Here is a 13,684-nt window from a genome sequence, read left to right on the forward strand (position 1 = left end):
AATGTTGTTCTGTTACGTCGTGTACCTCATTGGCTGCGTGCTGACCTTGGCCGCCGGGGTGGTCGAGCAACGCCGCCACTACGCCAACCTGCACGACATCCCCGTCCGGATTCTCGTCAACGGCACGCGGGGAAAGAGCACGATCACCAGACTGTGTGCCGGGGCGCTGCGCGGCGGTGGTGTGGTCACCGTCGCCAAGACGACCGGGACAGCCGCGCGGTTCATTCACCCGGATGGCAGCGAGGAACCGGTCTATCGGAAATTCGACATCGCGAACGTCGTCGAGCAGGTGGGCATTGTCCGCCGGGCCGCGGCTTACCACCCTGGGGCGTTGGTCGTCGAGTGCATGGCCGTGATGCCCGACTTGCAGGAAATCAGCCAGACCAAACTCATCCAGTCCAACATCGGCGTGATCTCCAATGTCCGGATGGACCACATCACCGAGATGGGGCCGACCGCGGAGGACATCGCCCGCTCGCTGAGCCGCTCCATGCCGGTCGGCGGAGTCTGCGTCACCGCCGAGCGGGAACGCCTCGCTGTGCTCGCAAAGGAGGCCGAGCGGAGGAACTGTGAGCTCATCGTGGTCGATCCGACGTCCGTCACGGACGAGGAAATGCGTGGCTTTCGCTGCATCACGTTCCGGGAGAACGTGGCGATCGCGCTCGCTGTGGCCGAGCAGCTCGGAGTGGATCGAAGATCGGCCCTGGCCGGCATGTGGTCGGCCGCGCCGGATCCTGGTGCGCTTCGCGTCGAGGAATACCGGGTGGCCGGAAAGCACCTGTGGTTCGCCAATCTGTTCGCCGCCAACGATCCGGAATCAACTCTCATGAACATCGAAGAACTACTCGCCGGAGGACTGATCTCCCGGCCACTGCACATGGTCATCGGCTGCCGTCCCGATCGGATCGAACGCAACGGCCAGATCGGTTCACTGGTCGGCGAGGTCGACCCCGAGCGCGTGGTGCTGATCGGCGAGCCGACCCGCAGTGCGCGGGTGGCCATCCCGGCAGGATGGCAGGACCGGACAGTCGACCTCGGTGGGGACCGCCACCCGACCGAGCTGTTCGACGGGATCCTCGCGGGTATCGATCACTACGGCTCGGTCGTCGCGGTCGGCAGCATCCACGGCCAGGGTGAGCGGTTGCTGGAGCAGCTCGAGACCGTGCAACGCGTCGGGAGCAGCCAGTGACGACACGCTTTCTCGCGGCGGAGGTCGCGACGATCGGGCTGGCCATCGGCCTGTTGCTGGCCCTGATCTGTGTACTGGTCGCGAATCTGTCTCCCGGTGGGATGATCAGTCCCGGCTGGCTCGCGCTGACCCTGATCGAGGACTACCGCCGCGCCGCGATCATCGTGCTGATGACCGCACTCACCTATGGGGGCACCAAGGTGATGCGGCGCTTCGCCATCCTGTACGGCAAGCGCTTGTTCGCGGCGATCGTCTTGCTGGCCGTGCTGCTGCAGAGTTCGCTGTTCCTGCTGATCCAGCACGACTATCCGCTCCTGTTCGCCCATCAGACATTGGGTTTCGTCGTCCCGGGACTGATCGCTTACCAACTTGTGCGGCAACCTCCTGTCGCGACGCTGCTGGTGACGTCGGCGGTCAGCCTGGCCACCTGTGGCGTGCTCGTCAGTGGTGTGCTGGTCGGACTCGTGCCAACGATCTAGTGCGGCACTAGATCGTTTCAAATGCCCGATCGCGATAGAGGAAACAGGTGGATTCGCTGATGTCATTGGCCAGGTTCGAACTCCGGAAACACTGGAGCCGGGCGACTCGCGTCACCGCGCTGCTGGTCGTGGTCGGCTTGTCCGTGACCGCCACGCTCTACTTTGGACACAATCCGTCCGGTGCGGGAACCCCGGCATCGATCAACGCCTTCGAGATTCAGGATGCCGCTGTTCCGGTCGCGTCGGAGTACCGCTACGAACGGCTGGCCCGTCCGGCGCGGACGGTGGTGCGGGACAAGGCGGGTGTGGTGGTAGCCACGTTCACCGATGGCGCTCGCACGGTTGCCCTCACCGGACACACGCGGACATTTCGAGAGCCGCGGACGACCCGGGCCACCGTCACCTCCAATGTCTGGGTGCGGCTCATCCCGCACGAGTGGCGGGAGGGCGAGGAGCGGACAGCCTGGGTCCGGTCCTGGCTGGATTCCGCGCTGCGCGACCGAAGCCCGGATGTTCTCGGTGTCGCCATGGAATACCTCGATGGCGCGCCGAGCGGGACGAACGAGAAGAACGTGCGCTTCCGGGGCGACGCGTCGTCCGTTCCGTCCGAAGTGGATGATCGGAAGGCGACGGCGTCCGCCGACTTCTACGACTATCTCGGCCTGCGGTGGACGTTCCCGGGCGGGGTGCACAGAAAACCCGCGGAGGGCACCTATGGCGTCGTCGACTGCTCGGGTTTCCTGCGGCTGGTGTACGGCTACCGGCTCGGCTACCCGATGCTCGGCTCGAACACGCGCGGCGCGGGGCTTCCGCGCAGTGCCCATGCGATGTACGAAGTCGGCTCCGGTGTACCGGTCATCCCTGGCGACGGCACGCGCTCGCACGCGTACAACCTGCTGCAGCCCGGTGATCTCGTATTTTTCGATCTCGACGCCGAGGGCGGCAGGCAGATCGATTTCGCTGGTATTTATCTCGGGATGGACAACGGTCATCATCATCGGTTCATTTCGAGCCGGTCGGCCGCCAATGGACCCACGTTCGGCGATTTCGGGGGTGCGTCGCTTCTTGATGGAGGCGGCCGTTTCTCCGAAGGATTCCGTGCTGCCAAACGGATCTGACCTGCTCCGTGAGCCATACCTCTGGCCACTGTGTTCGCTGTGATCTCCTGATACGGTAAGTATGTACGCCTTATCTTTGGGTGTGTGCCTTGCGGCTATCGAGCTAGGCGTCGGAGAATATGCGAAAGCCGGGGCGCTTGCGGTCGCGGGCGTCCGCGGAATCAAAGGGGTAGATCATGATGTTCCGCCTTCTTGGGCCATTGGAGGTTTACGGTCCGGACGGCGCGTCGTTGCAGATAACGCAACACAAGCAACGGGCGTTGCTCTCGCTGTTGCTGCTCACCCCCGGTAATTGGGTGAGCGCGGACCTCATCCATGCGACGCTATGGGTGGGTAATTCGCCACGAAACGCGTTCGGCAGTATGAAGACATATGTGTCACAGCTCCGCCGAAAACTGGCTGACGCCAATGATCCAGAAAATCGGATCGAAAGCCGGGTCGGTGGCTACCGGGTGTTCGCCGACCGGCAGGAACTCGACGTGTTCCTGTTCGAGGAAGTGGCGCGCCGCGGTCGGGACGCGCTGCGCGACGGCGACCCTGGCAGGGCCGTCGAACACCTCAAGGCGGCGCTCGAACTGTGGCGCGGTGAACCCTTCGAGGAATTGCCCGAGGATGTCAGGAAGGCCGAGAACGTCAGGTTGGAGGAACAGCGCTGGGCCGTGCGTGAGGACTTGATCGATGCCCACGTCGCACTCGGCCAGCCGCATGTCGTTATTCCGACGCTACGCGCCCTGACAATGGAGGATCCCACGCGAGAACACCTGTGGTACAGATTGCTGGTTGCCCTGTGTCATTCCGGGCGGCGTGCCGAGGCGCTGGCCGCTTACCAGACAGCATATCGGTTCCTTGTCGATGAGCTCGGCATTGAGCCGGGTGCTGAACTGAGGCAACTGCACCAACAGATGTTGGCCGGTGAAGCGGTGACCGTGCCGTTCCACCGAGACCTGCGTAAGATCCGCTGAGAATGTCTGTGCGCGCCTATACCCGCCATGAACCGGAAATGAACCGTAGTAGGGCAGACTGGGTATGGCCGACGAAACTGTTCGGCTTTTCGCAGATCGGTGGCGGAATTCGCGTCACCGAGGCGGGGAAAACGCGTGTGGCGGTGACGGTGTGCGGGCACGATCACCGTCACACGCCTGACCTGGAGTAAAACGATGATCAGGCTGCGCGAGCGTGTCGACTTCGCTGAGACGGACTACGGAACGGCCCTGTTCGACGAGCTGAGTGGGCTGTACTGGCTGGTCAATTCGACGGGTGTGCTGGCATTACGCGTGCTGTTCGAAGGCGGCGACATCGACCAGGCGATCACCGCGGTGCTCGATCGCTACCTGGTGGATCGGGACACGGCGACCAGGGACTTGCACAACTTGCTCGCACGGCTGCGCGAAGCGGGGCTGCTGACTGTCTGAGCGCATCCCTGGCGTGTGTCCGTCAATGGCCACTTTTTCCTGGTCTGTTCGTCAATGTCAACATACTGTGACACGGTATGCGAAGGGTTGCGGATGCCCCGACGACCCGGGAGCGTTTTTGCAGGAGCTTAGGAGGCGATCTTCCCGCTGAGGTATCGAGTTTCATCGGGCGCCGGCACCAGATCGCCGAGGCCAAGAGGCTGTTGTCGGATAGCCGTCTGCTCACGCTGACCGGCGTCGGCGGGGTAGGCAAGACACGGCTGGCTGTGCGTGTCGCAGCCGGGATGAGGCGGCGGTTTTCCGCTGGCGTCCGGTTTGCCGAACTGGCCGCGTACCAGGATCCGGGATCGCCGGCCGCTGTCGTCGCCGCAGCCGTCGGGGCACCGGGTGCGGCGGACCGGCTGGTGACCGAAGTGTTGTCCAACCACCTGCGAGACAAGCAAATCCTGCTGGTTCTGGACAATTGCGAGCACCTGGTGGACGCGTGCGCGGCACTCGTCGGGCAACTGCTGACACAGGCACCTGGGCTGCGGATACTGGCCACAAGCCGGCAACCTCTCGGGCTTGACTGCGAACAAGTCCTGCGCGTCCCGCCGTTGTGTGTACCGGACTTCGAACAAATGCCGCGGTCCGGCGATTTCGGCTGCTACGACGCGGTCAGGCTGTTCACCGAGCGAACTTTCGCCGCCGCACCGGATTTCGTGATCGGGCCGGACAACCGGGTCGCGGTTGCCAGGGCCTGCCAGCTGTTGGAGGGTATCCCGCTGGCCATCGAACTCGCCGCGATGCGGCTGCGTGCCTTGTCCATCGAGCAGCTGCTGGAGCGGCTCGACGATCGCTACCGGTTGCTCACCGGCGGCAGCCGCTCGTCTCGACCCCGCCATCAGAGTCTGCGGGCCGCGATGGACTGGAGTTTCGGCCTCTGTTCGCCTGCGGAACAACGGTTGTGGGTCCGGGCGTCGGTGTTCACCCGAGAGTTCGACAAGACGGCCGCCGAGGAGGTCTGCACCGACAACGATCTGCCAAGGCGAGAAGTGGCCGGCCTGCTCGCCAGGCTGGTTGACAAGTCGGTACTGACCAGTCGGGAAGACCACTTCCACATGCTCGACACAATCCGCGACTATGGACAGGACAGGCTCCATGGAGCCGATGAAAGGGCAGGACTGCGTCGACGGCACCGGGACTGGTCCCTGCGCCGGGCCGCACGTCCGGATCACGCCTTCGAAGCGAGCGTGCCGCACTCGATACCGGCCATCGTCGACGCGCCAACGGACAACGCCGAACTGGTGGCGCACCAGGCCAAGCGCGCACGTCCGCCGGACGCGTCCCCGTTGACCCTCAGGGAACAGCAAGTCGCCCGCTTGGTCGCCGATGGCCTGTCGAACAAGGCGATCGCGGCGACGCAAAGCATCGCGCTGCGTACTGCCGAGGGACATGTTCAGCGAGTGCTGACAAAGCTGGGGTTCACCTCCCGGAACCAGATCGCGGCGTGGTTCGCCGGCCGGCAGCCCGGACGTGACTCGTGAAGCACATCATGTGGCCAAGGGTGGCCATTGGCGGGGATGCCGTGTTCCAACTGGCTGTGAAAGCGGCATTCTTGTGCGATGCGGATAACTGATCTCATCCACGACCGGGATCGATGAACACGCCATGGTCGATGTCGCTGTCGTCACCGGCGCGGGCCGGGGCTTGGGCGCCGCGATCGCCGAGCGGCTGGCGCGGCGGGGAATGCACGTCGTGGTCACCGACAAGGACGAAGTGGCCGCTCAGTCTACTGTGGATAGTTTGGCTGGATCGGGCGTGGCGCTCCGGATGGACGTCACCGATCCCGAATCGAATCGGGAGGTCGCGCGGCATGCGGCCCAGTTCGGCTCCCTGCGGGTGTGGATCTGCAATGCCGGCGTCCTGTTCACTGGCGGCGCCGGCGAAATCACCGACGAGGAGGTGCGACGCCAGGTTGAGGTAAACCTGCTCGGTGTGGTCTACGGCTGCCGCGCGGCCTTTGAGGTCATGCGGAAGGGAGACTTGTTGTGCCTGGCGTCGTTGGCCGCGCACGGTCCGGTGCCGGGCCTCGCGGTGTACGCGGCAACCAAGGCAGCCGTCCTGAGCTTCTGCCACAGTGTCAACGTAGAGATGCGGGCCGCAGGCAAGGACATCCATGCGCGGGCACTGTGTCCGGACACGACTGACACCCCAATGGTGCGGCAGGTGGCCGGAAGCCCTTCGTCGGCGATGTTGTTCACCGGCATGCGCTTGCTATCCGCCAGGGACGTGGCCGACGCCGCAGTGGGCATGCTCGATTCTCCGCGCGTTGTGCGCACCCTGCCCGTGTGGCGGGGTTTACTGCTGCGGACCAGCGCTCTGGTTCCACGCCTGGCCGAACGAGCTGTACCGCTGCTGTGCGAGTACGGCGAGCGGAGACGTAGGCGGTTGCAGTCAGGCCGTGTCTCAAAGCCCCGTCCGCGATAGCCGACACGACCTAAGGGAACTCGCTCGTCCGGCCGGTACGGCTGGACGTCGCCAGGGGTGACAGGAGGCAAGCGTTGGTGAAGGGCGCTGAGGGCAATCTGCCTGCCGAGGTGAGCAGTCTTGTCGGGCGTCATCGCGAAGTGGTCGAGGTCAAACGGCTGTTGTCCGCCGCTCGGTTGGTGACTTTGACCGGTGTGGGCGGGGTCGGCAAGACGCGACTGGCGATACGGGTGGCTCAACAGGTCCGGCGGGCGTACGTGAATGGAGTGTGGTTGGTCGAGTTCGCGGCGTTGCAGGACTCGGTCTTGGTGGCGCGCACGGTGGTCGACGCGTTGGGGATATGTGATCGGTCTACCCGACTGCCGCTGGCGACGCTGGCGGAGAGTCTGGCGGACAAGCAACTGTTGTTGGTGCTGGACAACTGCGAGCATGTGGTTGAACCGTGTGCCGAACTGGTGACGACGGTGTTGGCGGCCGCTCCTGGGGTGCGGGTTCTGGCCACCAGTCGTCATGCGTTGCGTAGTGAGGGCGAACATATATTTCGGGTGTCTCCGTTGCCCTTGCCGGATTTGCGTGATGGCGTCGTCGATGGCGAGTTGGGGCGCAACGACGCGATGAGTTTGTTTGTGCAACGGGCGCGGGCTGTGGTGCCGGATTTGCGTGTCGATGGCAACGGTCAGTCGGTGATTGCGCGGATTTGTTGTCGGCTGGAAGGACTTCCGCTGGCGATCGAGATGGCGGCGGCCCGCGTTCGCGTGGTGACGGCGGAGCAGATCCTGCGGCGATTGGACGATCGTTTTCGGTTTTTGGTTGGTGGCTGTCGTTCGGTGTTGCCGCGTCATCAAACCTTGGCGGCTGTGATCGGGTGGAGTTACGCGTTGTGCACTCCGGCTGAGCAGGTGTTGTGGGCGCGGATGTCGGTGTTCGCAGGCGGGTTTGACCTCACGGCAGCGCAGACGGTGTGTGCCGGTGACGGTATCGAACCGGATCAGGTGATCGACCTGGTCGACGGGTTGGTGGACAAGTCGGTGCTGACCAGGGAGCTGCACGGCACCCGAGCACGATTTCGGATGTTGGACGCGCTTCGCGAGTACGGCAGGCACGAACTCCGTGAACTGGGGGAGGTAGCGGAGTTGTGCCGTCGGCATCGGGACTATTACTTGAGGTTGGCTGAGCGAAACGAGCAGGAGTGGTTTGGTCCTGGACAGGCGGATATTTTCGAGCGGACTCGGCTCGAGCATGCGAATCTTCGGGCCGCGTTGGAGTTCTGCCTGAGTGGTCCTGGACAGGCGCGGATCGGTTTATGCCTGGCCGGGACGTTGTGGTTCTACTGGGCTGGATGTGGAATATTGGGCGAGGGGCGGCATTGGCTCGACTGGGCTTTGAGCGCGGACACGCGGCCGAGCCAGGAGCGGGCGAAGGCGTTGTGGGTCAACGGCTATGTGTCCACGTTGCAGGGTGACGTGACATCAGCCGTGAAAATGTTGGAGGAATGCCGCGACTACGCACTGCAGGTAGGTGATGAAGTCGCGTTGGCCTATGCCACCCATCGGCTGGGCTGCAACGCACTGGTCCGCGATGACCTGGTCGTAGCGCGGGAACTGTTCGAGGAAGCGCAGGCGCAGTATCTGCGTCTTGGCGAGATGAACAGCAATGTGCTGATGGCGTGGGCTGAGCTGGCTGTCACCGCGGTTTTTCGTGCTGACCTCGACGGGGCCGCCGCCATCTGCCAGGAGGCGTGTGCGATCGGGGACAAATATGGCGAGCGGTGGGCCAACGCCTACGTGAAGTACGCACAGGCCGTGATCGCGTTGAGCCGTGGGAAGCATGCTGAGGCAACCAGCCACGGCCGCCACTGTTTACAAACCCTGCGCACCTTCGACGACCTGCTAGGCATCGCGCTGGCCATCGAGGTCCTCGCGTGGAGCGCCGCCGCACAGGGCATGCCGGACCGTGCCGGTGTCCTGCTCGGCGCCGCTGCCAGGATCTGGCCGTCGGTCGGCTACCCCATGTTCGGTTCCAAGTCCTTCGGCGCCCCGCACCAGCAATGTATGGCCGCCACCCGCCGTGCCCTCGGTGATGCCGAGTTCGATGCCGCTTTCGGCAGGGGCAAGGCGTTCACCATCGACGAAGCCATCACCTACACCCTCGACGAGGACACCCCGCCCCAGGCGCGCACGCCGGCACCCCAGCTGGCCGCCTCGCTCACCCGCCGGGAACACCAGGTCGCCGAATTGATCGCCGAAGGCCAGTCCAACAAGGAGATCGCCGCCACGCTCGTGATCGCCCTGCGCACTGCCGAAGGCCATGTCCAACGTGTCCTCGCCAAACTCGGGTTCACCAACCGTGCTCAGCTCGCGTCCTGGGTCGTCGAACAACGACACGGACGGACTGCCGGAGGTGGCTGAGAGGCGGTGCTCTGAAAACAAGCGCCACCTCCGGCTGCCGCCACGAACACCGTCCTGGCGTGAGGGGCTTACCCGGGGAACCTCCCTCGAACTCCCCGTGTCAGGCCGGTGTTGTGGATCGTGACGTCGCGGAGCGTTTCCTCACCCGCCCTACACGTCGGCATCGCAGATGTTGAGCACGGCCTGTGCCGCGCGGATGGGACGAGATCTACGACAGCTCACGGTCGTTCGGCTCCTTGGCTGGCTGGCGGATCTTGGCCGCGGATCTCTGTCGCGGCATTGGTGGTGAGGTCCCGCAAGACGACCGAAAACGACCGGATGGCCGCCAGGGTGCAGTTCAAGCCTTGTGCCGTTGGGAGATGCACCGACAAGTCGAGGTCACGGACGCCCCGCACCGATCCGTCGTCCGCCGCTGTGTAGCCGGGAGCGTCTTCCGCCGTCCCGGTGGCGCGTACGGACATCACGATGTTGCCTGCCCGCTGGCACACCGCGTTGACCGTGCCACGTGCCTTTATCGCGATAGTCGTCGTCGCGCCAGGCTCGAGACCTGCCTCCCGGAAGCTCACGGTGAGCACATCGCCTCGCCACCTGGCTTTGGCTTCGACAAAGCCAGCCGAGGCGTCAGCCGGGCCGCCGGTCGCCGTGACCGTCGCGAGCACAACCGGAACCGCGGCCAGTCGCCGCAACCATGTCATAGCCATGGTCTTCCCCTCCCTTCGTTGGATGGTTCGCGCATTCATCCGGCCCGGGGGCTGTACTCCTGGTGCGACAGCGTGATCACGTGTTCACAATGGACGGACGTTGTCCCGCCCGTCCCGATGCATGGTTGGTTCCGTTGCCTCCGCTCTCGAACCCGATGCCCTCGTCGGTGTCCATGAGCCGGATGAGGCGACAACGACGGCCAAGAATTGCGGGCATGTCATCACCTTCCTTCGGTGTGGCCTGTGAGCCGCCACGCGTGCTCGCAGGCCACAGTGGACACAGGTTAGGTGGCCGGCAGGTAGTTCACGCAGCCGGCGACCCGGTGGCGGTGGCGCTTGCTCCATTTCGCGCGTGACTTCGCGTAGTCGACACAACCGCTGAAAGTGCCCCACCGGAAAAACGACCTTCTCTCTGAAGAGAATCAACAAAGTTCGTGCACTCGCGTACGAACAAGATTAAAAACCGTGGTGACCGGCTGTGCGGTCACCACCTCCCAGTCGTCTCGCGGCTGAGTTCCGCGCGTCAACACTTTTACCTCGATACCGGCTTTCGGCAATATTGAGCGGTGGCGTAACGCGGCAGTGGCGACAATGTGCCACGCGCCGCCTCGGTGTGCTTTCACAGCATTGCGAGCACAGGTTGTGGCTGGAAGGCGACATTGGCCATATACGTCGGCGACGACGAAAGGCCTGAGTACCGCGCCGCAGCGTCGGCGGAGTTGGTCAGGCCGAGTGCCAGTCGCAGTAGCACGACCGGTCTGCTTGCCAGTGCGGTGACAAGCAGACCTTTCACACTCGCTGGTCGGATCAGAGGTAGGGAGACAGCTTCAGCAGCGATCGGCGGATGAGCGGACGGACGATCGGTATGACCATTCTGGACACTCGGGAGTAGGAGAACCGGGTTACGTAGTCCATGATTTCGTCGAAGGAGTGCCGTTGGTATCGCAGCACTTCCTCACTTTCCCTGGTGTCAAGCCAATCTGCCGGGAACGGCACGTCGGTGAAAGCCTCGTCCGGGAGTGCTCCGATACCAAGCGGGGCGAGTGAGCCTTCCACGAGATCCCGATAGCGGATCTGACACCGCACGCCGCCACCGATCAACCATGTCCGGCCCCAGATCGGCGCGCCGCCGACGCCGTTGGCGATGGCGAGTCCGACGTCGTCGACATGGGCCAACTCCATGCGGTTGGCCAACGGGATCTCGTACATCAACGGCACCGGCTTCTGACGGTACTTCGGCGGCACGTCAGCGAACCGGAAGATGGCCCACGGAACCGCGGCCTTGCGTACCAGCTGTTCGCAGGTGATCTTGTGCTGCGAGTACTCGTTCGTCACGGCGACGGGATCGCGGCCGCTCCGTGGCGGATTCAGGTGCTGGGTCCGGCCGAAGACGCTCAATGTCGATGCGAACACGATCCTCGCCGAATGCCTGCCGGCCGCCTGGAGCACGTTCACGGTGCCATCGACGTTGACCGCGCGGGCCGAGACCGGGTCTTCGTCGAGAACCGGTGGCAGGACGAATGCCAAGTGCACAACCACATCTTGGCCGCGGACCGCGGCGTCGACGGTGTTCCGGTCACGGACGTCGCCCCACACGACATCGGTCCGTCCCTTGAACGTGTGCGCTCTCTTGCGGTTCACCGGCGTGGGCAAGTCCAGACAACGCACGGTGTTTCCGTGGGAGAGAAGGCTTTGCACCGCGCTGCACCCGATGTTGCCCAACCCGCCGGTCACCAACACGTTCACTTAGTTTGTCCCGGCTGGATACGGTCCGGTACGGAAGTCTTGGTCCAGCTGGCGAATCGACTTCGGCAACCACTGCGCGGCCAACCGGGCGACGGTCGAGTGGGGCAGTGCTGGGCTCACTGTCCGGGTGTTCGGCCTGGCGACGGCGAACACGGCCCACGAGAACGCTACCAGCGGGCTGATCCGCGCCCAGCGGGCAGCGTCGATGCCCAGCATCATCATCGCCCGCTGATACACGTACCAGGCGTGATAGGCATATGCTCCGTCCATTGTGTGCACCTCAGCCTTCGCCTCGGCCCGGCGCGGGTCGAACAGCACACCCTGGCCGAAGTACGAGAAGGCGTCGACGAGTCCACGGCTGCCCGGCCGGTAGAACTTGTCGATGACGTCGAGCTGGGTGCGGGAGATCAGTCGCAGCGGGTCCCGGAGGGGAGCGACGTACTCGGCGAAGTTGCGCGGATATTCCGGTGTGGCGACCAGCTGGAACCACTTTTCCATCAGCGGGTAGGGGAAGCCGCCGGTGTGATCGCGGATCTGCTGGTAGGCCGCCTCCAATTCGGCGGTCGACGTGAACATCACGGCGTTGTCGTACTCGTACCAGAACTCGTTGGCTCTGCGGTCGCCCAACATCCCGGGCACGTCCGGGAAGGATTGGTAGGACGGATTGGCGTAGGCAACGCCGGGCAGCAACAGCCCGGTGACGACTGTTGCCGTCGAGGCGCGCAGCAGTGTTCGGCGATCCATGAGGGGCTCCTTGGGTAAGTGGATTCGCGGCAGTACAGCCAGTTGACGTGTCTACAACCGTGGCGGAATGGTAGGGTGGCGACCATGGCCGAGCCAGTACGGTGACGACAAATTGCCACCGACATTCCCTGGATTGCTGGGATCTTTCGCAATTTCAGCAAAGTCGTTGCGGCGCACAGAGTAGACGTACCAGCGTGCGGCGATCCCGTCCCTGCCAGTAGTACGCGCAGCGGGTGCTGGACAACGGCCAGTAGGCGCGGCGGTTTTCGGATGAATTCATCCGGACGCTTCGCGCGGAGCCTCGAATGTGACATTGGCCGACGCCACGCGCGGCGGCGGTACGGTCATCGAGTCGTGGAATAGCCGCGATTGGGGCCGCGCGGACTACTGTCCAGGCCGGGGCGGAATGACGGCGCCCGGCAAGCCAACGCTGCTGCGTTGGTGCGGCTCCGTTCATGACCACGCATGTGTTGCTCGGTCGCGGATTCCTACCTGCGCCCGATCCTTGGACCGTCCGAATTAGACAGTTTGACCCGGGAGAATGCCGCATTGCACGGCCGTCCCCGCACCGGGCTCGGGTTGGCTTTGGTGGACCAACAGGCCCATGTGCGCGGCGGTCGGCTGGATCTTGGCGCAGCGCCGAGCGGCGGCTTGCTCGCCACGATTGTTCTTCCAGTCCCACAAACGGGTTGACACACCGACGTGAAACCGGTCAGCCGAGCGGCGCGCCGGTACCAGGGGTGCGGGCGAACCGTGGATGCTCGCGCTCCGACTGTCCACAATGGTCTAACAAGCGGACGATGAATTCCTGGCCCAGGCCTGTGAGCCTGGGCCAGGAGCGTTCAGTTACCAGCGCAGGCCGATGTTGGACGGTCCTGCGGGGCCGGAGACACTGGCTTGGAGATGGCCAGCGGGAACGTTGTTGCACACCCACGACCGCGGCGGATCGCCGGCAGCGAAGTTGGTCCGGCAAGCGAGCCGGTCGCCGGAGAACACTACCCATTCGGCCCCACCGCTGCCGTGCACGTCGGCGTCGACGGACAACGTGCCACCCGGGAACCCGCTCGCCTCGACAGAGCATGAGCTGCCGGAGCAGGTGTTCGAGTTCCCGCCCGCGAATGCGGCCAGCGGTGTCATGACGAACGCGGCTGCAGCGACTGTCCCCAGTACAGCCGCGCGCTTCACCAAGTGTTGCATTGTGCTTCCCTCCCAGTTGAAGGCCTCGCCCGCTGAACCGGTCCACGATGAGGCCTTGCCGAAAATCCCGGTGAACCGATCGTTCCGAAGCCCGACTTCACGCCGGCAACAGCGCGGCTTCAGCGGCTGATCGGTCTGTTACCCGTTTGCGGCAGGGGCGCTCGCATGGGTATCGGCAACGAGCGGTGCAGTTCGCGTTCCCAATAAGACCAGGCATGGGT

Annotated in this window: 13 protein-coding genes; 8 read left to right on the plus strand and 5 right to left on the minus strand. The window is 64.3% G+C overall.

The window, feature by feature from the left end:
- Position 1: 1 nt before the first annotated feature.
- From pgsB to LWC34_RS05255, 8 genes are all read left to right on the plus strand, one after another.
- On the plus strand, positions 2 to 1,189 hold the full coding sequence (gene pgsB, locus LWC34_RS05220; RefSeq protein WP_233723259.1) for a poly-gamma-glutamate synthase PgsB: 1,188 nt from the start codon (positions 2 to 4) through the stop codon (positions 1,187 to 1,189).
- Positions 1,186 to 1,668, plus strand: a complete 483-nt coding sequence (locus tag LWC34_RS05225) for a poly-gamma-glutamate biosynthesis protein PgsC/CapC (RefSeq protein WP_233723260.1) — start codon at positions 1,186 to 1,188, stop codon at positions 1,666 to 1,668. The genes pgsB and LWC34_RS05225 overlap by 4 nt, the downstream gene beginning before the upstream one ends.
- Before the next feature lie 59 nt (positions 1,669 to 1,727).
- Entirely contained in the window at positions 1,728 to 2,786 is a 1,059-nt protein-coding gene (locus tag LWC34_RS05230; protein ID WP_250109434.1) for an NlpC/P60 family protein, read from the plus strand.
- Positions 2,787 to 2,962: 176 nt separating this feature from the next.
- On the plus strand, positions 2,963 to 3,748 hold the full coding sequence (locus tag LWC34_RS05235) for an AfsR/SARP family transcriptional regulator (RefSeq protein ID WP_233723262.1): 786 nt from the start codon (positions 2,963 to 2,965) through the stop codon (positions 3,746 to 3,748).
- A 195-nt stretch (positions 3,749 to 3,943) separates the two neighbouring features.
- Positions 3,944 to 4,198, plus strand: a complete 255-nt coding sequence (locus LWC34_RS05240) for a lasso peptide biosynthesis PqqD family chaperone (protein ID WP_233723263.1) — start codon at positions 3,944 to 3,946, stop codon at positions 4,196 to 4,198.
- A 203-nt stretch (positions 4,199 to 4,401) separates the two neighbouring features.
- Positions 4,402 to 5,724 (plus strand): helix-turn-helix transcriptional regulator, encoded by a 1,323-nt coding sequence (locus LWC34_RS05245; protein WP_233723264.1) that lies wholly within the window; start codon positions 4,402 to 4,404, stop codon positions 5,722 to 5,724.
- A 124-nt stretch (positions 5,725 to 5,848) separates the two neighbouring features.
- Positions 5,849 to 6,667: an SDR family oxidoreductase gene (locus LWC34_RS05250; RefSeq protein ID WP_233723265.1), complete on the plus strand. Its 819-nt coding sequence runs from the start codon at positions 5,849 to 5,851 to the stop codon at positions 6,665 to 6,667.
- 77 nt (positions 6,668 to 6,744) lie between these two features.
- Positions 6,745 to 9,075: an ATP-binding protein gene (locus tag LWC34_RS05255; protein ID WP_233723266.1), complete on the plus strand. Its 2,331-nt coding sequence runs from the start codon at positions 6,745 to 6,747 to the stop codon at positions 9,073 to 9,075.
- 218 nt (positions 9,076 to 9,293) lie between these two features.
- Here LWC34_RS05255 and LWC34_RS05260 read toward each other — a convergent pair whose 3' ends face one another.
- From LWC34_RS05260 to LWC34_RS05275, 5 genes are all read right to left on the minus strand, one after another.
- Positions 9,294 to 9,776: a hypothetical protein gene (locus LWC34_RS05260; RefSeq protein WP_233723267.1), complete on the minus strand. Its 483-nt coding sequence runs from the start codon at positions 9,774 to 9,776 to the stop codon at positions 9,294 to 9,296.
- Positions 9,777 to 10,395: 619 nt separating this feature from the next.
- A complete protein-coding gene (locus LWC34_RS56660) occupies positions 10,396 to 10,527 on the minus strand; it encodes a hypothetical protein (protein WP_284051416.1) in 132 nt (43 codons plus the stop codon).
- A gap of 56 nt (positions 10,528 to 10,583) precedes the next feature.
- Positions 10,584 to 11,522: an NAD-dependent epimerase/dehydratase family protein gene (locus LWC34_RS05265; protein WP_308199971.1), complete on the minus strand. Its 939-nt coding sequence runs from the start codon at positions 11,520 to 11,522 to the stop codon at positions 10,584 to 10,586.
- Positions 11,523 to 12,266 carry a hypothetical protein gene (locus LWC34_RS05270; RefSeq protein WP_233723268.1) on the minus strand — a complete coding sequence of 248 codons (744 nt, stop codon included), beginning with the start codon at positions 12,264 to 12,266 and terminating at the stop codon, positions 11,523 to 11,525.
- An 846-nt stretch (positions 12,267 to 13,112) separates the two neighbouring features.
- Positions 13,113 to 13,463 carry a hypothetical protein gene (locus LWC34_RS05275; protein WP_233723269.1) on the minus strand — a complete coding sequence of 117 codons (351 nt, stop codon included), beginning with the start codon at positions 13,461 to 13,463 and terminating at the stop codon, positions 13,113 to 13,115.
- Between the last annotated feature and the right edge of the window lie 221 nt (positions 13,464 to 13,684).

This window comes from Kibdelosporangium philippinense, from assembly GCF_021390435.2.
Lineage (GTDB): Bacteria > Actinomycetota > Actinomycetes > Mycobacteriales > Pseudonocardiaceae > Kibdelosporangium > Kibdelosporangium philippinense.